Below are 25,973 nucleotides of genomic sequence, written 5' to 3'. Positions count from 1 at the left end.
TGCATACTAGTTGGTAATAAATGAACTTAATAAATACCTACCTTCCTTTTGTGAAAACTGAAAAACGATTTCAGAATTGTTTTGGGCGAACCCGACTGTTATAACATCATCTTCTAAATGATGAAACCTGTATTCAAAATGATCGTAATCAATAGATTGTAAGAAAGCTTGTTCATGAGCATCATCAAATATAAAAGTGTTCCTCTTCTGATTAATAGTCACATTCGAGTTCTTTATTGTTTCAAGATAGTTATAGTCTTTATTTATCATAGCTTGTATGATTTTAAAAGAGAGATTCATCGTTTCTCTCAATTGTTCAGAAGTAAGAGCTGGTCTTTCCTCTAGTTGTTTTTTTAGTTCTTTATTTTCTTGAGCTAATACCTCTGAGTTACTTTCAATAGGACTATTGGTTGGTTGGGGGGCATTCCCTTCAACAGCGTCCTTATTAGAGCAACCTACTAAAACGAATAATAGAGTAAAAGCAATGATTATTTGTTTCACGATACACTTCCCTCCTTAAAAGGGATTTTAACATAATGAATATTTAAAATCTTCAATATTTTTTCAAAGAAACAGAAATAAACATAAAGGCATAACTGATATTATGCTTCAACTATCCACTTTGATTAGAGATAGACCTTAATGAAATTTTGTTTTTTCCATAGGCTAATCCACTAATTTTTTTGAAGCAAATGATAATCAATTAGATCTATTCCGCAGAAGAATGTGGATAGGTCTTTTTTACGTCCTTCCTCATGTAGAAAAGTTATTTAAGCTTATGAAGCGATGAAACTAGTGTTTTAAATTTGATTGAACTAAATGCTCTATTTTTTGCTATATTAAATATAGAATACTGGGAGGGACAAACAGATGAACGAAACAAATAAAGATTTGGATTTTTTAACTGAGGTATAGAAAAGAATTTCAGAGAGATCGAAAATTTCTTCCGCAATTTCACCCGAGGAAGTTATTGATTTATTTCATGATACGTTAGAAGGTTTAACGGATGTCAAAATTATTGAAACCCCTGTTTTTCTTCCATTCAATATAGAAAGAGAAGATGAACTTTTTGTTGCACGATGCCATGCATATAAGTTATATAGAGGTCAAGGGCTTACAGAAGAGGAAGCTATTCAAAATTTAAAGGATGAAATTGAAAATTACTACAGAGTTGTTTTAAGATCTGAGAAGATGTCAAAAATTGAAGAGATGATTAAAAACGTTTTTCCAAAAGATAATTTTTAGGTGGTAGGGCTGACTGCCATAGTTCAAAAAGTCAATATTAATTTTACATCTCTAGTCAAAAGGACAGTTGGGACTCTTTTGTCATCTTTCTATGAAACTAGCAGTTAAGCTCGCATCTACATTAGAAATAATAAACCACCTAATGCATTTTTTTTGCTGATCACGAGACTATTTGGTTATTGCTGAAAAAAGCAAACCCTTCTTTCATTAAGATTCGCGTGAATATCGACTAACAACAATTTATATTTATGCTTAATTTTTTTGTGGTAATCGTATTTCTAACTTCCTTAATCCCATATATTAACGGAGTTCAAGAACGCGCATCACTTCCTGAAAGCAAAGGTTTCTGAAGAATTAGTTATTACACTATCGGTCTGAAAATTAATGAGCAATTAAAATTATTTGATTATGATAGGAAATTATCTTTTTAAGATAAAAGGAGTTATAGATGATGTTAGCGAAAATAAAAAAAATAAAGTTAAATAAAGAAGGAAAAAATCCTGTATATAAAGTAATTCTTGAATGCCCTGCGGGAAAAGAGCTATACATACACTTTGATTATTCATATTCTACAAATAATTATTGGCCGTTAGAAGTAAATTATGATGGTAAGCATAAAGGTGCCAAATTAGCATGGTATACACAAGATGTTGAACATACAACCGTTGAAAAATTTCTAGAAACAATAGCCAGAAAAATAAATAAAAAATATGGATTCGAATTGAAAAAGTAGCCTAGTATAAACAACCGCTATTAACTAGGAGGTATATAGATGCAGACTGACGTGGGTGAATATATTGTAGGTGCCTATTTAAAAAGTATAAAAAAATGTGATTTTGTTGACTATAATATACGTATTCCTGGTGGAGGGCTAAAAGGCTTATCGGAGCTCGATGTAGTAGGTCTAAATTATAATACGAAAACAGCCTATCTATGTGAAGTAACTACACATATTAGAGGATTACTCTATGGAGATAATAAGAAAACTGTACAAAAAATTAGGCAAAAACATGAAGTACAAAAGGAATATGCATACACTATATTAAAAGATTTTCATAACATAGTATTTATGTTATGGTCACCATATGTACCAAATGGCTATATAACAGACCATTTGAAGGAAATAGAGACATTAGAATTGGTTATTAATAAAGATTATACCGCCTGTATTAACGAGATGAGAGTTATAGCTTCAAAGAATACAAATGATTTAGGTAATCCGTTTCTAAGAACTTTACAAATTTTAGAACATTTAAGGTGAAAAAGTTTAAATGCTCACAAACCCAGTTAAAACTATGGTCCGTGAGCATTTTTTATATTCAAGGTAATAACCAACCAAAACAAAACAAATCCTATCTACTAAACAACCCCAAAATCAACTTCTCAACCAACACAGGAGTCCGCACAAACACACTTTCCTTATGCAATCTCTCAGATAATTTATATGCTTCCTTACTAAAAGCTCCCACATTAAAAACCTGCGCTCTAAGTTTTTTCATGTCCTCAAAGGGAATAAAGTATCCATCTCCCCAAATCGGTGTGTTTTTCTCGTAACTTGTCCATCCATCGTTTTGGTCAGTATAGTTGACATAGCTAAGATCACATATTCCATTAAAATAGTTAACGGGCTTTAGTGGAATATTCATTTGCTCGGTCATTTCTGACAACAATTGAAACTTGAAGTAGTGCTCATCACTTGAATAATAATAGAATCCGGATATTGATTAAATACATTAGAAAACAAAAAAATATATGAACTATATGGTAAAATAGGTACATGAAATAAATTTCTGATAATTTAGTCATTTTGTAATCAGCCTATCGTTAAATAATTAAAAAATTGAGTTGAAGAAATGGTTATTACAATGAAATCATTATAGCCAAGTCAAAACTAAATAGGGTAGTTAAGAATTTCTTTATAAGAATAATTTCAAGGCGGGGAGTTCATATGAAATTAGTCCTTAGCAGAAAAGGGTTTGATTCCGGTAGTGGAGGATGTTTCTCTCCATATAACCACGACACAGGAAAATATATATGGTTTCCAATACCGGAAAAGGTAAATAGTTATTCAAATCAAATTCGATATACGGATATACTCGTAAAAAGTGAATATATTGATGGTTTTGGAGGTTCGAATCTAAGTGAAGTTTATAGCAGTTTAAAAGGAACGGACCATGTAAAGCTACGGAAAAATGAGTATGCTTCCATTTACGATGGTGAATTATTTGCTCATTTCGATCCAATGTTGGGATTACCACCTTGGATCGAAAAGAGTGAAAATTGTAAAATCGGTAAAGGATTTGGACAATTTAATGCTGCACCTCACTTAGAGAAGCAAAATGTTAAGGAAGGATCTATTTTTTTATTCTTTGGTGGTTTTCAGTCAACATCAAATAAAAAAATATCCGGGCATTATATATATGGCTGGTTAAAAATAAAGAAGAGAATAGAAAGTTATAAGGAATGTAAAGAAATAATTGAAGAATATAACTTGCAACACCATCCTCACATCACTGAGGCTGCTTTTGAAAGAAATCAGAAAAATTTCATTTTTATACCAGATCAATGGTTATTTGAGGATTTAGGGATACCAGGCTGTGGTTACTTTGCAACTCTTAACGATCATTTATTACTTTCCAATAGTAAAGAAATGAACGTGGCCACCTGGAAACTGCCAAATTTCTATTATAAAAATCTTACACAGGTTCATCAAAATACTTGGAATTACTTACCGGATGGATCATGTACAGTGAAAACAGGGATTGGGCAAGAATTTGTTACACCGCTGTCAGAAAAAGGAGAAGTCTGGTTGAGAGAACTTTTCCTGAAAAATCAAAATAATATTTTCCCCAATGAAACGCTTGGTGCAAATGGGAGGATAAATAAATTAGATTTTCAAGAATATTTAACACAGAAACATATGCTTAAAATAGGAGAGAAGAAGTTAAAGCCTATTTCAGTAAAACAATATATAAATAGACTAGAAAATATGCGTAGACTTGGAATATATAATGAGGAACAACAGATTGATTCTACTTTAGAAACAAAGATTAAAGAACAGTATAAGGATTGGAAAACATATGTGAAGACGATTGAGCATTATTTATCTTTTAAATCTATTAGTCAATAAGAAAACAAAATAGGGGAGAGAAAAATGGCTAAATTCTTTATTCCATCTCGAGGTCCTCTTTCGTGGAGAGACTCTCTTGCAGATCCAGACAAACAATGGAAAAAGGGGTATTCAGCTTATGAATTAGCTCATTGTTGGGAAGAAGCTACTAATCTTCCTTCTTGCGTGGATACGATTTTTAAACAGTGCGAGTTTCCTTTGTTCCACGATGTGGAAGTATTATTAGCATTCCCTGAGTATAAGGTACCTTTACCTGGTGGAAATGCAAGCTCGCAAAATGATCTTTATGTACTTGCGAAGTCTAAAAATGAATTATTAACGATTATGGTGGAAGGAAAAGTTTCAGAGCCCTTTGGGAAAACTGTTGAAAATTGGTTAGGTAAGAATCCTAGTGATGGTAAACAAAAAAGATTAGAATCCTTACTTAATATACTGGGGTTACATAAAGAAAGTGTAGGTAATATAAGATACCAATTACTACATAGAGCATCATCAACAGTGCTTGAAGCAAGGAAAGTAAATGCTCGTCAATCTCTTATGCTTGTTCATTCATTTAGCGAAACTAGAAAATGGTTTGAAGACTATATAAACTTTGTAAAACTGTTTAATTTTTCGCCGAATAAGGATGGAATTGTTGGTCCAGTAGAATTGAATGAAGTAAATTTGTATTTTGGATGGGTAACAGGTGAAAAAACAAAAAAAAGAATGGAAGCATTTTTAGAATAAGTACCCATTAAAAGATTTCTATTATTATTTATGTTTATGCTTCACATAAAGTAAAAAAATTAGAGAAAATGTGTTAAAAGTATAGTGTTTGAAACACATTATAAGAGAATAGTAGAGAAAATGTGTCTCAAGTATAGTGTTTGAAACACATAAAGTGAGAATATCGGAGAAAATGTGTCTCAAGTATAGTGTTTGAAACACATAAAGTGAGTATATCGGAGAAAATGTGTTTCAAGTATAGTGATTGAAACACATTATAAGAGAATAGTAGAGAAAATGTGTTTCAAGTATAGTGTTTGAAACACATTATAAGAGAATAATAGAGAAAATGTGTCTCAAGGATAGTGTTTGAAACACGTAAAGTGAGAATATCGGAGAAAATGTGTCTCAAGTATAGCGATTGAAACACATAAAGCGAAAATATCGGAGAAAATGTGTCTCAGGTATAGCGGTTGAAACACATAAAGCGAAAATATTGAAGAAAATGTGTTTCAGGTATAGTGATTGAAACGAAAAATACAAAAAATTGCAGAAATCCTTTTCTAAGAACTTTACAAATTCTAAAACATTTAATTTGAAAAAGTTTAAATGCTCACAAACCAAAACCAAGGCCTGTGAGCATTTTTTATTTCCATCCAAATCCTAACTACCAAACAACCCCAAAATCAATTTCTCAACCAACACAGGAGTCCGCACAAACGCACTTTCCTTATGCAATCTCTCAGATAATTGATGTGCATCCTTACCAAAAGCACCCACATTAAGCACTGGCGCTCTAAGCTTTTTCATGTCCTCAAAGGGAATAAAGTATCCATCTCCCCAAATCGGTGTGTTTTTCTCGTAACTTGTCCATCCATCGTTTTGGTCAGTATAGTTGACATAGCTAAGATCACATATTCCATTAAAATAGTTAACGGGCTTTAGTGGAATATTCATTTGCTCGGTCATTTCTGATAACAATTGAACGGCTTTTTGAATCAATGGGTCGTCTGATGAATTAACCGCTGGGTAATACGGTGGCGTGAATAAGAGTATGACCGCTGGTGCTAATTCCTGACAATTGTGCATGAGTTGATCGGCAACAAAGAAGGATTGATCCCGTTCATCTAACTCATCCATTTGTAAAGCTTTCGAATGAATGGCATCAACAAATGAATCGCCAAACTTATCGCGGGCATAGGATTCAAGCTGTTCAAAACGCAATACACGCACATCACCAATCCCTTGGATGTTTTCTTGCTTACAAAGGGCACGGTAGTTTTCATTGCAGCGGGCGACCGCATCTTTGGCTATCTGCTCAAACCGATCCATAATGTCCTTCGCTGAGCGCTGCATCATAAAGACATTATAGAGTGCTTGGGCACGGGCTGGGGTTTGCGTAGAGTATGATAGTTTTAAATCCTTTTGTTGTAGTGAGACAGGCAGTGGTGTTTTTTCACCTAAATGCTCTTCCTGGAATAGGGGGTTCCATTCCATTTGTTGATTGAAATAAGCGGCAATATAGTTGGCAGTCATGCCTTTTAATGGTTCACCGACATGTGTTTCCTTGCCGTAAAATAAGGCGGACGGCATGATTTTTCCGATGGTTCCTGTATAAATATAATAGTTCTCATCCTCTGGATTTTGGGAAAAGGAGGATTCACTATTTAAGAATAACTGATAGACAAGACCGTGTTCTTCACTTAGATTCACCAATTTTTTTACGGCAGCACGCATACCTGATGAATTGACTTCTTCGTCAGGAACCGTAACGAGCAAGAGATTTATCGGCCATTCCTCGGCAATGGCTTTTTCGATCAGTCCCATATGAATGGCTAGACCAATTTTCATATCCATCGTTCCACGCCCAAATACATACTCACCTGATTCTAAATCCTTCACGGCATTTTTGGATAAGCGATCCTTATTCAGCTTGAGTGCTTCCGTCAATTGAAGAGGCTTCCGACAAATCGGCTGTAGTTGCCCATATTCTTCTGTTTCAACGGTATCAAAATGACTAATAAGAACCACCGTATCTGAAGCATGTTCATGTTTATAAAGGGCAGTTAAAAAAGAGCGTCCTTTATCAATCGGATCTAATGTTAGATAATCAGCGTGTTCGCTGAAATATGGCAGATGACTCATCTTTTCATGCAATTTTATCGAGAAGTTTTTTTCACCTTCTGACAAGGTTTCACTTTCCCAACCGACAAGCTCATAAAGCAAGCTTTCTAAATCTATTGGTGAGTTCCATAATAATTTGCTCATGGGAATCTCCTTTCTGCTAGATTACTAGTTAAAATCGTAAGGATAGGCAGCTTAACCCGCCATTTTTTTATAGAATTTAATCATTCGTAATATAAAAATCATTCTGAATATATTCATCTTACCAAGAACTTGTAAATAAATAAATATGCTTGAAGATCCCTTTATTCACGCTTGCTAACAAAACTGAAAAAATATCAAGTATTACTATTTTCTCGTCTGACCAGTATAATCAGGGATGGGAGATGAGATTAATGAATAAAAAAGACATCACAAGTATCCGAAATCAATTTAAATTAAATAGTAGATATATCAATATTCGAGAAATATTTAATGTATATGTAAAGAAAGAAACCGGAGAGATTTATCATCAGGTTTGCCAGCCATTTGAAATGCTAGAGCAGGAAGAACAAGAGTTATTTTTAACCAACTTTAAGAAGGTTTTGACTGGTGGACTTGACTCCAAGCTGTTTGAACTGAAATTTCGCCGAGATGAGGAAGAGAGCACACAAATGACTCTTTTCAATGGATTGCATGCTACATCTACGGATGAATGGAACGAAAAAATGCTCCAAATCGTAGAGAAAATGTTTGCCCATGCCAAGTATGAATTTGATACGGTAGTAACGTTTATCCGCGGTGAGTATCAAAAGGCAACAAGGAAGCGAAATATGGAATCAGAGGAAGGCGGGGATGACGAGGTATATTCCAGTCAGTTTGTCCTTTGCAGTCTCAATAAAACCGATCAGCCGAAAAAAGCGTTGCTTTTTGACTATATTGAAAAAGAATTTAAAGCCAATAATGCTGTGGATCCGATTATTAATTTAGCTGCTCCATTAGCTGGTTTTCTGTTTCCTGCCTTTAATGATAATTCAGCTGATGTGAATCATATTCTTTATAATGGTGGAAAAGCGAATCAACCGAGTGAAATTTTTATCGTGGATGTTCTCCAATGTGAAGAGATCATTACAGCGGTTGAAGAAAAGGACAGCTTCGACCAAATTTTAAAGATAGTAGTAGGAGACGAAGTGGATTCTAAGGTCATTTCGAATGTCTATGAGGAAATTGATAAGATCGTACAGGAAAGTCAAGAAAATGAAGAAAATGAAGAAAGTGAACCTCCTAAACTGGATTCCAAGGGCATCGAACGAATTTTAGAGGCTAGCGGTGTTGAAAATGTAAGCTCAGACAAAGTCGAGCATGCCTTCAAAAGTGTTGTATTTGATGAAAAACACGAAATCAAAGCAAGCAGCGTCATTCCAAAATCAATTAAAATTGAAACGAAAATTGCCAACGTAACCATTAACCCGAAAGACCTCAAAAATCTTAAGTATATTACCTATAATGGAAAGAAGTGCTTAGTATTAGAGGTTGATGAAGAAGTCGTTGTCGAAGGATTTCGATTGGAATCTGGAGAGCTTTAAGGGGACGGTTCTTCTGCTTCCTTCACTTTTTTTAAAAGAAAACTGTTAATAATATTTGCGAAAATAAGACCGGCGACGATCACCGGGTTCCAATCGAAGGTGAACTTAGTGATAGATGAATTGATGTTATATTTAAAAATGTAAATAGTATAGGATAGAACAATAATATACTTATAGTATAGTAATATGCTATATCATAGGGGGCATATGATGAAGCAGCTCTATATAAAGCAAAAGGTATTCAGTTTAAGTGGGAAATTTACAGTAAAGGATGAGCAGGAAAAGGACGTTTATTACGTGGAGGGAAGTTTTATGAAAGTTCCTAAGACTTTCTCCATTTTCAATACAACAAAAGATGAAATTGCGCTCATTACGAAAAAGGTGTTTAGCTTCTTGCCAAAGTTTTTTGTTGAGGTGAATGGTCAAGAGGTGTTAACGATTAAGAAGGAGCTTTCTTTCCTTAAAGCACGCTATACGATTGATTCTACAGGCATTGAAGTACTTGGTAATTGGTGGGAAATGGATTTCCAGGTTTTACAGCATGGTGAACTGGTCGGTAAAGTAAGCAAGGAATGGTTTACTTGGGGCGATAGCTACAAAGTGCAAATATTGAATGATGAGATGGAAGCCATCATGATTGCCCTCGTTGTCGCAATTGATTGTGTGAAGGCTGATGATAATGCCGCTTCCTCGGTAATTACGCCTTAATGTAGGGATGAATGATATCTCATAATTAAAATTACTTCAGAAAAGCAGGGAAATGATGAACGGATTCCCTGCTTTTTATTATCTGTTTCCTGTGTAGCCTATTTAACTCATCGTGCCTTAAAAGGCTATTTTCACATAATTTTCAACAGAGGATTAGAACGATTTTTCATGGCCGTCCTTCAAAGTGTTGTTTCATTAAGGGTATTTTGAATAATTAAACATTAAGGTGTCGAAAAAAAGATGGACTTTATACCCATCCTTCTTTTTTATTTATTTGCTAGAATATACTTCATGGAGTTTTACTTTAATCAACTAAAGTGAAATTAGATAAAATAATGAAGGTGAAAACATGGATACTCGCACATTAGAAAATTGGATTTTTTCCTTTAATTATAAGAGCTTAATCATTATTGCAGCAGTTGTAATTGGAATGTTACTATTGCGATGGATTATTCTTACGATTCTCAAAAGGCTTCCCAAACATCATGCTGTATTGAGAAGTATAGTAAATTGGTTTACCTTTTATGGAACCTTGGTATTTTTGCTCCTTTACTTTTCAAAAGCAAAATGGATGTTTGCCGTGATATTTAAATTCGGTAAAGTGGATGTAACGCTATTCTTAATTATTGTGGCCGTTTTAATTATTACTTTGGCTAGTCGACTTTCAAAAATTTCTACAAATGTTTTATTGCCGGGAATATACAATCGATACCATTTAGATAAAGGTACGAGATATACATTTGACCGAGTTGTGCATTATTCCATTATGATTATTGCCATTATTGTCAGCTTAACGACAGTTGGGATCAATCTAAGTGCATTAACTGTGTTTGCAGGCATGATCAGTGTTGGAATTGGGTTTGGACTTCAAAACCCTCCAACTTTATCTCTGGGGTTATTATCTTGTTTGAACGACCTATAAAAGTCGGGGATCGCGTTCTTATCGATAACATTATAGGAGACGTTGAAAAAATTAATATGCGGGCGACAGTTATTAAAACAGGGACCAATGAACATATTATTGTACCGAATTCATACTTTTTAGGAGAAAAGGTGGTTAATCGTTCGTTTAGTGATCCAAAAATTCGACTAACCATACCGTTTAATGTTGCATACGGAACAGATGTAGAAAAATTAAGAGATATGCTCATGGAGATTGCAAGAGAGGAAAGCTTAGTGTCACCGGCAGTTTTAATGGATCCGGAACCATCTGTGAGTTTTGTAGGCTTTGGAGATTTCTGTCTGAATTTCGAATTATCGATAATGATATCTGATTATAATCAGCTTGGGACAATAAAAAGTAATATAAACTTTAGAATAAATAAGCTGTTTATGGAAAGGAAAATAGAATTTCCATACCCGCAACAGAATTTGCATATAAAAAGTATCGATAGAGAGATAGAGAACAATTACATTTTTTAATAAAAAATACTATTAAAGACTTGTGGATTTTTGAATCATTGAAATTGGTGAGGCAAAAGTCAAAGAAAGCATCAAAACAATAAAATTGCCGAATGATGGATCTTATGAGCCCACCTCGTAATAGTATAAAAAAATGAAAAAGTATGCCCCTTGGTAAAATTTAATCGCCTAACGGGACATACTTTTTCTTATGAGAAAAAGGAAGCGGGAGAACCGTCCCCATGCTTAAATGGAAAAACAAAGGACATACTAAGATTATCTTTTTTAGTGGGAGGATATTAAGATGAGTACAAATGAGAATATCTTATCTATCTTCGCCTTAGGTGGCTTGAATGAAATCGGAAAAAACATGTATGCAATTGAATATGCAGACGATATTGTAATTATCGATTGTGGCAACAAGTTTCCCGATGAGAGTTTATTAGGAATTGATTTGATTATTCCTGATCTGTCTTACTTAATCGAAAATAAAGATAGGGTAAAGGCTTTACTTGTCACACATGGTCATGAAGATCATATCGGAGGAATTCCGTTCTTCCTGAAAAAATTAAATGTACCTGTTTATGCAACACGCTTCACGCTAGGATTAATTGAACTCAAATTAAAAGAACATAAAATTTTAAGAGAAAGCAAACTGGTAGAAATCAACGCAAGCTCGAAATTGGAATTCGGAAATATAAGTGTGGAATTTTTTAAAGTGACTCATAGTATTCCTGATTGCTTAGGCATCATCTTTCACACACCAGAGGGGAATATTGTACATACCGGTGACTTTAAGTTTGATTTAACACCTGAGAAAAGTGATGAGCGTTCAGATATTCATAGGATGGCTGAAATCGGTAATGAGGGAGTATTGCTTTTATTGTCCGAGAGTACAAATGCTGAACGTCCCGGCTTAACTCCATCTGAACAAATGGTATCGGATCATGTGGAGGCAGCTTTCATAAAAGCGGAACGGAAGATTATTATTTCTACATTTGCTTCCAATGTTAGTCGTGTTCAACAGGTTATAAATGCCGCCTATAAAACCAATCGAAAACTTGCGTTGCTCGGAAGAAGTATGGTGAATGTAGTAGATATTGCGATGAAACGAGGGTACTTAACCGTTCCGGATGGAATGTTAATCGACCAAAATGAAATAAATGAACTGCCTCCTGAAAAGGTCGCTATTTTATGCACGGGAAGCCAAGGGGAACCATTGGCTGCACTTGCCCGTTTGTCGACGGGGAATTTTCGCGGTGTCGAAGTGTTGCCAAAAGATACGGTGATTCTTGCTGCCGGCCCAATCCCTGGGAATGAAAAAGGGATAACAAGTATTGTAGATAATTTTTATGCAATAGGAGCTAGGGTGATTTATGGATCAGGAAGTACATCTGGTATGCATGTTTCCGGTCATGGATATCAAGAAGATTTAAAATTAATGCTGACATTAATGAAACCAAAATATTTTATCCCGATTCATGGTGAACTTAGAATGCTGCACCATCACCGTTTATTAGCTGAATCCGTTGGTGTCGAACAGGGAAACACATTTATCATTAATAATGGCGATGTTGTTGATATTGAAAATGGTGTACCGCGCCAAACCCGCCAAATACCCGTTGGCAACACATATGTTGACGGTGGAGATGTTGGGAATGTAGGAGATTTTGTGCTGCGAGACCGTAAGCAGTTTGCAGAGGACGGCATGCTCATCGTCGTTTTAACGATAAGCAAAGCAGACGGAAAACTGCTATCCGAACCAGAAACAATCTCCCGTGGATTTATGGACGGTGGTTTCTCAGAACTCCGAAAAAAAGTGAATCAACTTACTACCAAAACGGTGAATGAGCTACAAGCAGAAAACCGCAACGAACGAAAAGTAATGAAAAGAGAGCTGAAAAAATCCATTCAGCAACATATATTCAACCAATTGAAGAAAAAACCAATGGTTGTTCCAATTATTATTGAAATATAAGGGGATAGTTACCGAGGATGGAGCCTGGGTGGGATTCGGTAAGCAAAGAGTTGGAAAGGTTACCGAGGGAGGATCGGTGACGAGGTTCGGGTAACGAAAGCCCCGGTAGGGTTACCGAAGTAGGCTCTGTGATGAGATCCGGGTAACCAAAACCCCGGAAAGGTTACCGAAGTAGGCTCCGTGGCTAGATCCAGGTAACGAAAGCTCTAGAATAGTTACCGAGGAAGGAGCCGCGACGAGATCCGGGTAACGAAAGCTCCGGAAAGGTTACCGAAGTGGGCTCTGTGACGAGATCCGGGTAACCAAAGCTCTGGAAAGGTTACCGAGAAGGGAGCCGCGATAAGATCTGGGTAACCAAAACCCCTGAAAGGTTACCGAAATTAGATCTGTGATGAGATCCAGGTAACCAAAGCCCTGGAAAGGTTACCGAAGTAGACTCTGTGATGAGATCCGGGTAACCAAAACCCCGAAAAGGTTACCGAGCAGGGATCCGAAACGAGATCCAGGTAACCAAAGCTCTAGAATAGTTACCGATGTAGGATCCACGACGAGATCCGGGTAACCAAATCCCTGGAATAGTTACCCAAATAGGGTTCCCAGCCTCAACCCGGTAATCATTGCTCCCGAATAGTTCCCCCAAAAAACCAAAAAGGGTAACAAAACTCTTATTGCGTATTTTTGTTTTTTCTAACATAATGGGCCGATCTACCGTGACCCTGGAGAGTATAGTTTTCAGTAAGGATCCTGCGAATCATTTTTTTAGAGTGGATGATTTCACACCATTCGTAAATGCCATTAGTGGTAATTTTACGATCGGAAAAAAGCAATTGGAATTCGTCAATGCTACGTAAGATGGCCATTTCAGACCCCTCCTTTGTACCACATTTTTCACAAGTTAATTCCTTTAAGTTTAGTGCCTTCATAAAAGACGAGCACTTAATACAAGTTATGCCCTTTTTCAACTGTTCAAATGTGTATTCGGGAATATGATGAAAGGTAGTTTCCTCTATATGAAGGGATAGGAGCTTTTTTGCAATGTTTTCATGTCTATCAGTTAGTTTCAAAGATTTTGCCTTAAGATCATCAATAAAATGTTTAAGCTGTGGGTGGAAAATAATAGGTACTTTCATAGGAGCTTGATATAGAAAGAAATGGGGGTTAACAAAAACGAGATACGCTTTGATTGGCAGTTGAAAACCGAGAGATTGCAATAGTCGTCGAAGCAGAGATTCACTTCTTTTTAGTTGGAGAAGTGGATTTTTAATTTCCTTACCTGATAGTAAGTACCAATTATCGTCTTTAAAATAATGATCTCTCTCATTGTTTTTTATTTCAAATAAATAAATTTCCTCTTTTGCAATGACTAGTGAGTCAATTTGAAAAGTAGTATTTTGATATTCAAAAAGTAGATCTGGAATGATGAGGAGGTATTCAGAAGATTTCCCTATCATCGCATCAAATTTTTTCTCCCCTTCAAACCCTTTTTCAAGATAATGATAATTATTCTTGTCCTTTGCTGATAAAGAAGTTCTTGAGTTTAAAAGTTTTAACATCTTTAATTCAGTCGGTTCTTTACGGATTTTAATGATAAATCCCTCCATCCTAATAGTTATTTAATACGATTTTATGAAATATTTCCTTTACTGACAATAGAAAAATGAATATTTTGATTTTTTACTACATAAGAACTTTTAGGATTTTAAGTATGAATGGACGCTTTTTCAAAAAAGGAAAGCGTCCATTTTTTTTACAGGTAAATATATTAACGATGATTGACCCCTTTCAATCATTATCAAGGTCACGGTCAAGAAATGAACTCTTTTTATGTTCCTTTATCCCTAATTTCTCCTTTATTTCAGCTAATTCTCTGACGATAATTTGAGTATTTAACCAGGCTGCAATGGAAGCAAAAACAGCCACAATAATAGCAATAATAAATATAGTATTCATGATCAAATTTCAGTCACCTCACCTACGATCTCTCTATTCATCTTACCATGGGTTCCCACTTAATATCCTATCACTTTGTTAAAGTTCATAAAGGTATTTCCGTCGTGTGCGAAGAAGAACTAGTTTGATAAAACTTTTAAAAATATCTTGTAACTTTTCCATCATCTCAAACGATAAATAGATGAAAACAACAGAAATTGAGGGGGGAACGATTTGTTTGATCATGAAAATGTCGAGGAACAGATTGATAAGATCTATAATCTCCATTATTTGGATGTGTATCGATTTCTTATATGTTTTTCAGGAAACCAGAATGATGCAGAGGATTTAACACAGGAAGTGTTTATTCGTGTCCTAAATAATTTATCGAACAAGGTCCGAATTACCAACCTAAAAACATGGATATTTTCAATTGCCAAGTATGTTGCGATTGACCATTATCGAAAAAAAAGATTTTCTTCTCTCTTTACCGATGGATTTTTTAAACAAATCGCCTCAACCGAAAAGGACCCCCATCAAATAATTGAACAAAATGAAACGAAACAGCTTGTTCACACAGCCATTTCAAGCTTAAAACCAAACTATCGAGCGATAGTCATACTAAGAGGGATTAACGAATGTTCAATAAAAGAGACAGCTGAAATTTTGCAATGTAGTGAGTCGAAGGTAAAAGTCGATTACCACCGTGCATTGAAGGAACTAAGGAAAAAATTAAACATGGATGCAGAGGAGGTTATGGGCAATGCAAACTGATAAAGATCTATTCGAACTAATAAAAGAAACATATCCACTCAATCCTAGAGAGGAATTTGTTTCAGCTACTTCAAAAAAACTCAGACAAAGCGCAAGAATGCAAAATAATAAACGAAGGATGAAACTATTTTCATATGTTTCAAGTAGTATTGCAATATGTGCAATTGCTCTTACATGTTTCTTTATTTATGGAGGTAAAGATACCGAGCAAGAGGGAATATTCTCCTCTATAGCTACGAAAAAAGACCCTATAATTTATATCTATCAAACACATAATTTTGAATCCTTTTTCACTAAATCGAATAGGAATGATCCGGCCGATGCCTTACACGAAACGGACAATATCACATTAGTAGGTGAAAAATTAAGCCAGTCCTTAATAAAGAAGGGGATTCCAACGATCCATGATAAAACAAATATTATGGGTATTCTCAAAGAAAAAGGCTTATCCTTTAATGACTCGTACACCATCTCAAGAGAGCCATTAAAATCTAACTTGGAAAAAAATAAAAGCTTGAAAATGGTTTTTGATATACACAGAGATTCACGAAAACGAAATGAAACGACGATTGAAATTAACGGAAAAGAATACGCTAAAACAGTGCTTGTTGTATCCCGCTCAAGTGCTAAATATGAGGAGAATTTAAAATTTGCTCAACTTCTCGATGAAAAAATTAATGGGAAATTTCCTGATTTATCAAGAGGAGTGGTTGTAAAAGACATTGCAACAAGCCAGAATACGTATAACCAGGACCTCTTTGGAAACTCCGTATTACTAGAAATAGGAGGAGTGGAAAACACATTGCAGGAGGAATATAGAACAGTGGATGTTCTCGCGGAAGTAATTGAAGAGCTTCTTAAGGAAAAAGAAATATAATTAACTCTAAAGCGCAAACCTGAATAGTGCGACTAATATTCAGGTTTTTTCACAATGAATAGCTTTTTTAATTATTCCCCATTTGTTATGATAAACAAGGAATATTTTGTAAATAGAGAAAATTTGAGAGAAGTGAACAAATTGAACAGACCCAATTTATTTAACTATGCAACGAGCGAACTTTCACAGGATGCTTTTTTGTGCTGGCTGTTGGAATGGGGCAATCCACAATATAAAGATGTGGATGAAAAGTTGCATTTGACTGCGTTACAATTTATTACTGAAATTTTTACAAAGCATGGGATGCAGATGGTGGAAATTGATCGTATCGAAATCATTAGACAGCAATCTAAGATTGATGTGCTAGCCGTAATTAATCATGAGATTTATATTTTAATAGAAGATAAAACATATACAAAAGAACATTCCGATCAACTAAATCGTTATCGAAAGACATTATATGATGAAGGAAAAGATAAACAGCTACCTATTTATTATAAAATAGGAAACCAAGGAAATTATGAAATAGTAAAAAATGCGGGATTCGAATTATTCGGAAGAAAAGAAATGCTAACTATATTGGAAACCGGGATTCAAGGTGGGACGAGTAATCCGATATTGGTCGATTATTATGAGCACCTTAAAAATATTGATGCTCAGCATGAAAGTTATCAAAAACAACCGCTAGCTACATGGGGATTTTTATCATGGCATGGCTTTTACTCCAAATTACAAGAAGAAGGGATTCATGGTCATTGGGATTACGTTGCAAATCCACGGGGTGGCTTTAATGGATTTTGGTGGCATTGGAAGGATGCTGATTCATGCAGAGTTTATTTACAGCTTGAAAATGAAAAGCTATGCTGCAAGATTCAAGTCAAAGATAAAAGTAAGCGCTCAGAACTAAGATCCTTCTGGTCTAAAATCATTTTAGAGCATTGCAATAAATTGGAGCTCTCTTTTATTAAACCAGAACGTTTCGGTAATGGAGAATTCATGACGGTTGCTATTTTAGATGAATACAGAACAATTGATAAGAATGGAATGATTGATTTACAGCAAACATTGGCAACCTTAAAGAAAGCTGAAACAATGTTGGATGACATCGTCAGTCATTCGTCCATGTTGGTGGTAAATAAATAGAATTTCAAAAATAAAGAGCTGTCCTTCATCTTCATGACAGCTCTTTTCCTTAATAATTTGTCACAGAATGCCCTTGAGAACGAAATCGGGGTAATCAAAGCCGTAAAATGGTTACCAAGAGAGGCCCTAATTCGTAATCCGGGTAACTAAAGTCGTGTAATAGTTACCGAGAGAAGCCCCAAGTCATGATCCGGGAAACCAAAGCCCAGTAAAGGTAACCGAGAGAGGCCCAAATCGTGATTCGGGTAACCAAAGCCGTGTAAAGGTAACCGAGAGAGGCCCCAAGTCATAATCTGGGTAACCAAGCCCAGTAAAGGTAACCGAGAAAGGCCCCAAGTCGCGATTCAGGTAACCAAAACCCTATAAAGGTTACCGAAGAGGAAGCCCCGACGAGAGTAGGGTAACCAAAGCCTAGTAAAGGTAACCGAAAGAGGCCCCAAGTCATAATCTGGGTAACCAAAGCCCAGTAAAGGTAACCGAAAGAGACTCCACGCCGCGATCCAGGTAACCAAAGCCGTGTGAAGGTAACCGAGAGAGGCCCCAAGTCATAATCTGGGTAACCAAAGCCCAGTAAAGGTAACCGAAAGAGACTCCACGCCGCGATCCAGGTAACTAAAACCTAGTAAAGGTAACCGAGAAAGGCCCCAAGTCATGATCCAGGTAACCAAAACCCAGTAAAGGTAACCGAAAGAGACTCCATGCCGCGATCCAGGTAACCAAAACCCAGTAAAGGTTACCGAAAGAGACTCCATGCCGCGATCCAGGTAACCAAAACCGTGTAATAGTTACCGAGAGAAGCACCAAATCATGATCCGGGAAACCAAAGCCCAGTAAAGGTAACCAAGAGAGGCCCCAAGTCATAATCTGGGTAACCAAAGCCCAGTAAAGGTTACCGAAAGAGGCACCAATTCGTGATTCAGGTAACCAAAACCCCGCAATGATTACCGAGAACACAACCTAAACACAATCCCGCTAATCATAGCTCTAATATAGTTACACCACTCATCCCCCAGCAAGCAACAAGTCACTTTTTACGTTCCGTCAGCAAATGAATAAAGTTTTCAGCGGCGCTTGAAAGATAATGATTTTTCAACCAGATGAGGCCAGTGGAGGTATTGAAATTGTCGTCCACAATTTTGGTCGCTTGGATATGGTTGTTTTTATTTAGCTTAATGACGGTTTCCGGAACAATCGATGCACCGAAATCAGCAGCGACTTGGTCTAATAAAAGCGAGATGTCTGAGCATTCGGAGACAATTTTCGGATGGAGCTGATTCCTAGAAAAGGCCTCCAAAATCAAATAATGTACACCCAATCCTTCTGTACTAGGTAAAATGAGTGGGAAATTTACCACTTCTTCAAGTGTCACTTCATGCTTGAATGTCTTCTGTTTTGTTGATGTAATCAAGTAAAAGGGCTCTGTATCAAGATGAAAAACGGTGAAGTCATCTAACTCAAGCGGTAATCGGATGATTGCCAATTCGACTGACCGATCCCTTACTAATTTACACAGATGAGAGGATTCATTCTGTTGAATTTTATAGGTCACCTTTGGATATAGTTGTTGGAAATCTTGCAGAATAGTAGATAAACCAACATAGGAAAAGGTATTTATCCCTAAGGTTAGTCTTCCGTTTACACCATTTCCCACTTCCTTTACTTCCATTTTTGCTTCTTCCATTAATTGAGTGACCTGTAAGGCATACTTATATAAGGCTTTGCCAGCCTCAGTGACTTCTAAATATTTTCCGCTGCGTTCCACTAATTTAGATCCGAGCTCTTCCTCCATGGCTTTTAAATGTTGACTTAAAGGAGGTTGGGAAATATGGAGTCTTACTGCAGCAGCTGAAATTTTCCTTTCCTCTACAATCGCTATAAAATAACGCAGCTGTCTGATATCCACTTCATAAAACACTCCTTCTATTATATGAAAAACTTAAGTAAAATTAATTTTTTTTATATTTTTAATATAGATATTCCCATGTTAGCATATTTGTATAGGAGGAAAAAGGATAATGAGATATTATCGATTCTTGGTTCTTTTAATGGTAGTTTTACTTGCAGCCTGTCATTCGATACCCGATTCCCCACAAAGTCAACAGAAAAAAACGGTGTTGAAAAAGGAGGAGATTCCATTGAATCAGCAACTCATTGCATCAGCTGAGAAGGGGGAAACAGAAAAAATTCTTAGATTGCTAGAGGACGGTGCGGATATTAATGCAATTGATGAGCGTGGGCGTACAGCTGTAGTTGCAGCAACTTATAACAATCGCATTGAAACGGTAAAGGCACTGATTCAAAAAAAGGCGGATATCAATATTCGTGACAATCAGTTAAATAATGTGCTTCTTTATGCTGGGGCAGAAGGCATGCTTGACATTGTAAAGCTAGCATTAGAGGCTGGAGCGGATACAAAACTGACGAATCGATATGGAGGGACGGCTCTTATCCCTGCTTCTGAACGGGGGCATGTTGATGTGGTGGAGGAGCTACTGACTCACTCGGATATTGATGTTAACCATATCAACAATTTGCATTGGACAGCACTATTGGAAGCAGTCATTTTAGGGGATGGCGGCGAAAAACATCAAAAAATTGTACAGCTATTAGTTGAACATGGGGCAGATGTGAAGATTGGTGATCGCGAGGGAATAACAGCTTTGGAACATGCTCAAAATAGAGGGTTTCATAAAATAGCAAAGTTATTGCAGGACGTGGAAGCATAGTAAGCGAAGTATTCTTAATTTATAGAAAAATATTCATCTAGATAAAAACAGAAAGCTAATTTTGAGGTGATAAAAATGGATTTTGTTAAACATACAATTGATTTAGCACGTAAAAATGTAGAAGAGGGTGGGAGACCATTCGCCACAGTCATCGTACGAGATGGGGAAATTATTGCAGAAAGTCCCAACTTAGTTGCGCAAACACATGATCCGACGGCACACGCTGAAATACTACGATTAGAGAAGCATGTAGGAAATTAGAAACTGAGCATCTAGTTGATTGTGATATTTATATTCTAGCAAGCCCATGTCCGATGTGCTTAGGTTCTCTCTACTACTGTAGTCCTAAACAAGTAATCTATATAACAACACGTGAGGATTATGCTCCTTATTATAAGGATGATCGTAAATACTTTGAATTAGAAACCTTCTATGATGAGTACGCCAAACCTATCGAAGAACGTAGATTACCAATGATTCAACAAAAAGATGATGAGAGTATTAAAGTGTATCAACGGTGGAGCGAATTAAATAATAAATAATTGGTCATTGTGATTGGACCGAATAGCGAAGGGGGAAAGAGAATGGCAGCTTTAGAGTTTTGGTTATCAAATGTGAAATTAGAAACAGGTTACTATTTTGAAAATGGTACAGTGACAGGAACAGAAACAGCAGATTTCCATATAAAAGTTGAAGACGGAAAAATAAAGGAAATGATTTTAGCCGAAAAACCATTGGTAACTAATTTACCAATATATGACGCCAATCATTATTTGATGCTTCCATCTTTTAGGGACATGCATATCCATATTGATAAGACATACTATGGTGGTCCATGGAAAGCGCCAAGTATTCCAACAAAGGGGATTATAACTAGATTGGAGGAAGAGCAGGAATTACTTCCTCGTTTATTGCCTGTTGCAAAGGAAAGGGCAGAAAAGCTACTCGATTTACTTTTACATTCTGGATCAACCTATGTCCGTACTCATTGTAATATTGATCCTGTCATTGGGTTGAAAAATTTAGAAGCAACCTTACAAGCGATAGAAACGTTTAAAGGTAAGGCTGATGTTGAAATTGTAGCTTTTCCACAGCATGGATTATTGCGAAGCAAGTCTGTATCGCTAGTAAGAGAAGCATTGCGGAGCGGGGCCTCCTTAGTTGGTGGCGTAGATCCTGCATCGATTGATGAGAATATTGAAAAATCATTACATACGGTAATGGATCTTGCTGTAGAGGCAAATGCCAATATTGATCTTCATATCCATGATCCGGGACATCTCGGTATTTTTACGTTTAAGCGATTAGCCGCTTTGACGGAGGAAGCAGGATGGCAAGGAAGAGTGACTATTAGTCATGCATTAGCAATCGCCGATATTTCCATTAAAGAAGCAACTGAAATGGCGGAAATCCTCGCACAACAAGGAATTTCAATTACATCGTCTGTTCCAATTGGTAGAACGATTCCAATCCCGCTTTTGCATGAAAAGGGTGTAGATATTTCTCTTGGTGATGATAGTATTACCGATCATTGGTCCCCTTTTGGAAAAGGAGATAGTTTAGAAAAGGCTGGAACCTTAGCTCAGCGTTTTGGTTTAAGTGACGAACGGTCACTTGGACAAACTCTTACCTATATTACAGGGGGCAAAACTCCTTTGAATAAAAGTGGGGAACGCATTTGGCCGAATATTGGTGATGAAGCTGATCTTGTGTTCGTTGATGCAAGCTGTTTAGCTGAGGCAGTTGCTAGGAGAGCGAAGAGAATCGCCGTTTTAAATAAAGGTAATCTCGTTGCAGGTGAACTTTCAACTTTGAAATAGAGAGGAATGATGATGAATGAGTTCGACTTTTTGGCTAACTAATGTCCGATTAGAAAGTGGGTACGATGTCGACCAAGGTGTCATAACAGGGACAAAAACTGAATGTAATCATCTATTAATCAAAGAAGGGAAAATTGCAAAAATCCTTCCTTCAACTGAAGTGATAACAGACAATTTGCCGAAAAAAGATGTGAAGCAGCAATTGGTATTGCCTTCATTTATCGAAAAGCATTGTCACCTAGATAAAACATTGCTTAGTGATCGTTGGCGAGCAGTCACACCAGTAAAAAATATTTTTGAACGATTAGAAATTGAAAAAACTACACTTCCAAACTTGGAAACGACTACTCAAGAACGTGCAGAATCCTTATTGAATATCTACCAGCAGTCTGGAGTAACGCATGTGCGCACACATGTAGATATTTATCCTGAGGTGGGGTTGAAAAATTTAGAAGAGGTTCAGAAGGCCTTGCAATCGTTTGAAGGCAAGCTCAGCTATGAAATTGTTGCATTTCCACAGCATGGTTTATTAAGAACAAAGGCAAAAGACTTAGTCCGGGAAGCGGTACGACAAGGAGCAAGCTTAGTCGGTGGTGTAGATCCCGCGACGGTTGATGGTGATATTGAAGCCTCTTTACAAGAAATGGTGGAGATCGCTGTTGAAGGCAATGCGGGCATCGACTTGCATTTGCACGATGCCGACCATTTAGGTATCTTTACGATGAAAAGATTAGCCCAATTAACGAAAGAAGCTGGTTTACAAGGGAAAGTATCGATAAGTCATGCATTTGGACTCGGGGATATTTCAGTAGCTCAGGCAGAAGCGATGGCTGACATCTTATCTGATGCAGGGATCACGATTATTACGAGTGTCCCACTCGGTAGAAAGTTTCCTCCTGTTCAATTATTGCACAGGAAAGGGGTAGAGGTTGCTGTCGGATGTGATAATATTTTCGATGTTTGGTCCCCATTTGGAAATGGAGATATTTTAGAACGAGCAAGCCGTCTAGCGGAAATCTCAGGATGGGTAAATGAACAATCCTTAGCACAAACACTTTCTTTTATCACAGGTGGGAAAACACAGCTTAATGATCAAGGTGAACAAATTTGGCCGAAGATAGGAGACGATGCTGATCTAGTCGTCGTTGATGCTACATGTTCTGCTGAAACCATTGCGAGACGATCGAAGCGAGTAGCAACGATATTCCAAGGAGAAATCGTATCCGGAACTTTGTGATAAAGGAAGATTAACGATTTGAGCGAAAAACTGAAGATGATATCATCTTCAGTTTTTTTTTAGGATGGCACAACAAAGACTTTATGCAGGACAAAAACTAAATATGAGGATATTGTTAAAGAAGAGGTGGAAATACCATTGTTCGTATATGGGCTGTTAGGAAATACCATTAATGACGTGGTATAATAATTGTACAGCTATACGGCAGGGTGGCAGTGGCAATCCCCAATGAAAGGGGGTGCTGCTGTTGATTACTATAAAAGACGCACTAGAGCTTATGATTGCATTCGCTTCTTTAATCGTCGCAGTGATCATGGTTACACAAAAAAAGTAACCCACCCTCGCCTGGCAAAGTGAGATAGTGAGTTACTTTTATTTCTTACATTCTTACACGATGCCACTGCACTTCTTGCAGTATGCTGTGCGAAAGGTACTGGTTGCAGCCAGTGCCTTTTTATTATTTTTATTTATACTTATATTATACCTATTTTTAAAAAGATTAACAATAAAGACTACGAACCCTTTATGGTTTTTATGTGAAATAGGTTAACAGGAATGAACAAAATTTTTTTAATTAGAAAATATACAAAATGCCATACTTCTATTAAAATATGCACAGCACCTAAAGGAATGGGGAAGATGAATAATATACTTGGAAAGTCTCGAAAAGAATGCTTGAGAAAACTTTCATGATCTTTCGCTCTCAACCCAGAATGAAAATGGGTTCTCTGTCCCATAATGTAGATACCACAAACAGTGAGTATATGACGTAGCTCTTATTGGTGGTCTTACCCTGTTGAGAAAACTGTTGGAATGAATTTGGTGCACAACCCATTGTTAGCTCTCTCAATTTCGAGAGATGACTACGAACAGAAAAATGTTTAATTTCAAATTCATTCCACTGTTTGTGGAATATTTTCAGAAGGTGGAGTGAAATGGAAACATTGCACAAACGATGTGCAGGCCTAGATGTTCATTCGGAAACAATAGTTGCCTGTGTCATTCTTGGAGAATCAGAAACTGACTTGATTAAGGAGACCGAAACATTTCCTACTTTGACGAAGGATCTGTTTCATCTTCTTAAATGGCTTGAGGAGAAGGAAGTAACCCACATCGCAATGGAAAGTACAGGCGTCTACTGGAAACCTGTATACAATATCTTGGAGGATTTCTTTGATATTACTTTGGCAAATGCTCAAAGGATTAAAAATGTCCCTGGAAGGAAAACAGATGTTTCGGATGCTGAATGGATTGCTAAATTATTAAGACATGGCTTAATAGAGAAAAGTTTTGTCCCTCCCGAAGACTTTCGAAATTTGAGAGATTTGACTCGCCTCAGAAAAAAATGGATTGGACACATGACATCCGAAAAAAACCGAATCCAAAAGGTACTAGAGTCCTCAAACATCAAATTAAGCACAGTTATTTCAGATATATTTGGAGTATCAGGACGAAAACTATTGGAACAACTGATGAATGAAGGTTATATCGATCAAGAAGATGTCGAACAAAAGATACATGGAAGAATGGCCCATAAAAAGCAATTGATTACCGACTCACTATTTGGAACATTAAATGATCACCAGCTATTTCTTATTAAGCAATCTTGGATGCACATTGTTAATTTAGAAGAATTAATATTAGATATCGAGAAAAGAATCGACGTCATTTTATCCAACTATCAGGAGGAAGTACAGCTTCTGGTTACAATGCCGGGAATTAAGAAAGACACGGCAGCTGTTATCATTGCGGAAATAGGAGTAGATATGGGACAATTTCCAACCTCCAAACATCTTGCATCATGGGCAGGATTGTCGCCCGGAAATCACGAAAGTGCTGGAAGGAAAAAAAACACTAAAACGGTTAAAGGAAATCCTCATATTAAATCTGCATTGTGTGAGGCTGCGTGGGCTGTTTCAAGAAGTCGGAATCAAAGATTAGGAATCAAATATTGGTCACTAGCTGCAAGAAGGGGAAAGAAAAAAGCACTCGTTGCCATCGGACATCGAATGCTAACTATTGTCTATCATATGCTTCAGAATAAGGAACCCTACCATGAGTCAACTTAAATTAGCATTATAGACAAACAACAGAAAAGTTAAACGAGAAACCGAAAAATTCGGTAGCTCTGCTTTCCTATTGCCCAAATTAAATTATTTATAGCTTGCACAATTTTAATCAAGTTTAAACTTAATAAATTATTCTTAAAGGCGGAGTTTTATTTTCACAGAAAAGAGCCTACCGAAGAAATTAAGATTTTGAAAGGGAAACGTATTTAGATGGGAAATATTATAGCTTATTTAATTGGTGCTTTTTTTATCATTTTAGGCTTAACATACAGTAAAACATACCATGAAAATAAATTATCTAAGGAAATTGGACAGATAAATAGCTCTTCTGGCTCTGTTATTGGTGATATTATAGCCAGTATTGGATTATTTTTAATAGGTTTATTACCTTGGTTCATATTTAAAGGGATTTTCATTATAATAGGGATAATAATAATAGTATTTGGCTATTTAAGTGCTTAATTTTTCTAGGTGAGATCTAGACTGTTGAGTAATACTCTGCAGTCTTTTCTAATTTTAACGTAAATAGTAGGGTCCTAATA

The 25,973-nt window shown here is 36.4% G+C and carries 25 protein-coding genes; 20 read left to right on the top strand and 5 right to left on the bottom strand.

Going from position 1 to position 25,973, the window contains the following annotated elements:
- Positions 1–6: 6 nt before the first annotated feature.
- Positions 7–501, bottom strand: coding sequence for a membrane lipoprotein lipid attachment site-containing protein (locus MHI39_RS19675; RefSeq protein WP_180213748.1), 495 nt, complete (start codon positions 499–501; stop codon positions 7–9).
- Positions 502–1,696: 1,195 nt separating this feature from the next.
- Between MHI39_RS19675 and MHI39_RS19670 the strand changes: the two genes are divergently transcribed.
- The 4 genes from MHI39_RS19670 to MHI39_RS19655 all read left to right on the top strand — a co-directional run bounded on the left by MHI39_RS19670 (position 1,697) and on the right by MHI39_RS19655 (position 5,101).
- Positions 1,697–1,978, top strand: coding sequence for a hypothetical protein (locus tag MHI39_RS19670; protein WP_180213764.1), 282 nt, complete (start codon positions 1,697–1,699; stop codon positions 1,976–1,978).
- A gap of 39 nt (positions 1,979–2,017) precedes the next feature.
- On the top strand, positions 2,018–2,506 hold the full coding sequence (locus tag MHI39_RS19665; RefSeq protein ID WP_180213747.1) for a hypothetical protein: 489 nt from the start codon (positions 2,018–2,020) through the stop codon (positions 2,504–2,506).
- Between the two features lie 687 nt (positions 2,507–3,193).
- Entirely contained in the window at positions 3,194–4,375 is a 1,182-nt protein-coding gene (locus MHI39_RS19660; protein WP_180213745.1) for a hypothetical protein, read from the top strand.
- 24 nt (positions 4,376–4,399) lie between these two features.
- A complete protein-coding gene (locus MHI39_RS19655; protein WP_342540007.1) occupies positions 4,400–5,101 on the top strand; it encodes a hypothetical protein in 702 nt (233 codons plus the stop codon).
- Between the two features lie 642 nt (positions 5,102–5,743).
- On the opposite strand, the gene MHI39_RS19650 is transcribed toward MHI39_RS19655, so the two are convergent.
- A complete protein-coding gene (locus tag MHI39_RS19650; protein WP_180213743.1) occupies positions 5,744–7,348 on the bottom strand; it encodes a M20/M25/M40 family metallo-hydrolase in 1,605 nt (534 codons plus the stop codon).
- Between the two features lie 251 nt (positions 7,349–7,599).
- Between MHI39_RS19650 and MHI39_RS19645 the strand changes: the two genes are divergently transcribed.
- The 5 genes from MHI39_RS19645 (at position 7,600) to MHI39_RS19625 (ending at position 12,856) form a co-directional block, all read left to right on the top strand.
- Positions 7,600–8,769: a DUF4317 family protein gene (locus MHI39_RS19645; protein WP_180213742.1), complete on the top strand. Its 1,170-nt coding sequence runs from the start codon at positions 7,600–7,602 to the stop codon at positions 8,767–8,769.
- 210 nt (positions 8,770–8,979) lie between these two features.
- Positions 8,980–9,477 (top strand): LURP-one-related family protein, encoded by a 498-nt coding sequence (locus MHI39_RS19640; protein ID WP_278892751.1) that lies wholly within the window; start codon positions 8,980–8,982, stop codon positions 9,475–9,477.
- A 349-nt stretch (positions 9,478–9,826) separates the two neighbouring features.
- Positions 9,827–10,399, top strand: coding sequence for a hypothetical protein (locus tag MHI39_RS19635; RefSeq protein ID WP_342540006.1), 573 nt, complete (start codon positions 9,827–9,829; stop codon positions 10,397–10,399).
- Positions 10,381–10,899 (top strand): mechanosensitive ion channel domain-containing protein, encoded by a 519-nt coding sequence (locus tag MHI39_RS19630; RefSeq protein WP_342540005.1) that lies wholly within the window; start codon positions 10,381–10,383, stop codon positions 10,897–10,899. The genes MHI39_RS19635 and MHI39_RS19630 overlap by 19 nt, the downstream gene beginning before the upstream one ends.
- Positions 10,900–11,182: 283 nt before the next feature.
- A complete protein-coding gene (locus MHI39_RS19625) occupies positions 11,183–12,856 on the top strand; it encodes a ribonuclease J (RefSeq protein WP_078110032.1) in 1,674 nt (557 codons plus the stop codon).
- Between the two features lie 665 nt (positions 12,857–13,521).
- On the opposite strand, the gene MHI39_RS19620 is transcribed toward MHI39_RS19625, so the two are convergent.
- Positions 13,522–14,409 (bottom strand): nuclease-related domain-containing protein, encoded by an 888-nt coding sequence (locus MHI39_RS19620; protein WP_342540004.1) that lies wholly within the window; start codon positions 14,407–14,409, stop codon positions 13,522–13,524.
- A gap of 229 nt (positions 14,410–14,638) precedes the next feature.
- Positions 14,639–14,812 carry a hypothetical protein gene (locus tag MHI39_RS19615; RefSeq protein WP_158022225.1) on the bottom strand — a complete coding sequence of 58 codons (174 nt, stop codon included), beginning with the start codon at positions 14,810–14,812 and terminating at the stop codon, positions 14,639–14,641.
- Positions 14,813–15,019: 207 nt separating this feature from the next.
- On the opposite strand from MHI39_RS19615, the gene MHI39_RS19610 reads away from it, so the two are divergent.
- From MHI39_RS19610 to MHI39_RS19600, 3 genes are all read left to right on the top strand, one after another.
- Positions 15,020–15,559: an RNA polymerase sigma factor gene (locus MHI39_RS19610; RefSeq protein ID WP_278892756.1), complete on the top strand. Its 540-nt coding sequence runs from the start codon at positions 15,020–15,022 to the stop codon at positions 15,557–15,559.
- Entirely contained in the window at positions 15,549–16,436 is an 888-nt protein-coding gene (gene spoIIP, locus MHI39_RS19605) for a stage II sporulation protein P (RefSeq protein WP_278892758.1), read from the top strand. Before MHI39_RS19610 ends, spoIIP begins: the two co-directional genes overlap by 11 nt.
- 141 nt (positions 16,437–16,577) lie before the next feature.
- Positions 16,578–17,579 (top strand): PD-(D/E)XK nuclease family protein, encoded by a 1,002-nt coding sequence (locus MHI39_RS19600; protein WP_259547058.1) that lies wholly within the window; start codon positions 16,578–16,580, stop codon positions 17,577–17,579.
- A gap of 1,024 nt (positions 17,580–18,603) precedes the next feature.
- Here MHI39_RS19600 and MHI39_RS19595 read toward each other — a convergent pair.
- Positions 18,604–19,482, bottom strand: coding sequence for a LysR family transcriptional regulator (locus tag MHI39_RS19595; RefSeq protein ID WP_180213505.1), 879 nt, complete (start codon positions 19,480–19,482; stop codon positions 18,604–18,606).
- Between the two features lie 232 nt (positions 19,483–19,714).
- Here MHI39_RS19595 and MHI39_RS19590 point away from each other — a divergent pair, with 232 nt between their 5' ends.
- The 8 genes from MHI39_RS19590 (at position 19,715) to MHI39_RS19555 (ending at position 25,893) form a co-directional block, all read left to right on the top strand.
- Entirely contained in the window at positions 19,715–20,305 is a 591-nt protein-coding gene (locus MHI39_RS19590) for an ankyrin repeat domain-containing protein (RefSeq protein ID WP_342541467.1), read from the top strand.
- A 75-nt stretch (positions 20,306–20,380) separates the two neighbouring features.
- Positions 20,381–20,566, top strand: a complete 186-nt coding sequence (locus tag MHI39_RS19585; RefSeq protein ID WP_257234284.1) for a deaminase — start codon at positions 20,381–20,383, stop codon at positions 20,564–20,566.
- Entirely contained in the window at positions 20,542–20,847 is a 306-nt protein-coding gene (locus tag MHI39_RS19580) for a deaminase (RefSeq protein ID WP_321202196.1), read from the top strand. The genes MHI39_RS19585 and MHI39_RS19580 overlap by 25 nt, the downstream gene beginning before the upstream one ends.
- A 42-nt stretch (positions 20,848–20,889) precedes the next feature.
- Positions 20,890–22,125, top strand: coding sequence for an amidohydrolase family protein (locus tag MHI39_RS19575; RefSeq protein ID WP_180213504.1), 1,236 nt, complete (start codon positions 20,890–20,892; stop codon positions 22,123–22,125).
- Positions 22,126–22,141: 16 nt separating this feature from the next.
- The gene (locus MHI39_RS19570) at positions 22,142–23,362 is read left to right on the top strand and encodes an amidohydrolase (protein WP_342540003.1); all 1,221 of its coding nucleotides are present in this window, start codon (positions 22,142–22,144) and stop codon (positions 23,360–23,362) included.
- A 277-nt stretch (positions 23,363–23,639) separates the two neighbouring features.
- Positions 23,640–23,696, top strand: coding sequence for a hypothetical protein (locus tag MHI39_RS19565; RefSeq protein WP_235813276.1), 57 nt, complete (start codon positions 23,640–23,642; stop codon positions 23,694–23,696).
- A gap of 601 nt (positions 23,697–24,297) precedes the next feature.
- A complete protein-coding gene (locus MHI39_RS19560) occupies positions 24,298–25,431 on the top strand; it encodes an IS110 family transposase (protein ID WP_259544790.1) in 1,134 nt (377 codons plus the stop codon).
- 210 nt (positions 25,432–25,641) lie between these two features.
- Complete coding sequence (locus tag MHI39_RS19555) at positions 25,642–25,893, top strand: hypothetical protein (RefSeq protein WP_259547015.1); 252 nt, start codon at positions 25,642–25,644, stop codon at positions 25,891–25,893.
- Positions 25,894–25,973: the final 80 nt, after the last annotated feature.

This window comes from Heyndrickxia sp. FSL K6-6286, from assembly GCF_038630395.1.
GTDB classification, from domain to species: Bacteria; Bacillota; Bacilli; order Bacillales; family Bacillaceae_C; genus Heyndrickxia; species Heyndrickxia oleronia.
The sequence above is the reverse complement of the archived record's forward strand: the minus strand, read 5'-3'. Positions and strand labels throughout refer to the sequence as shown.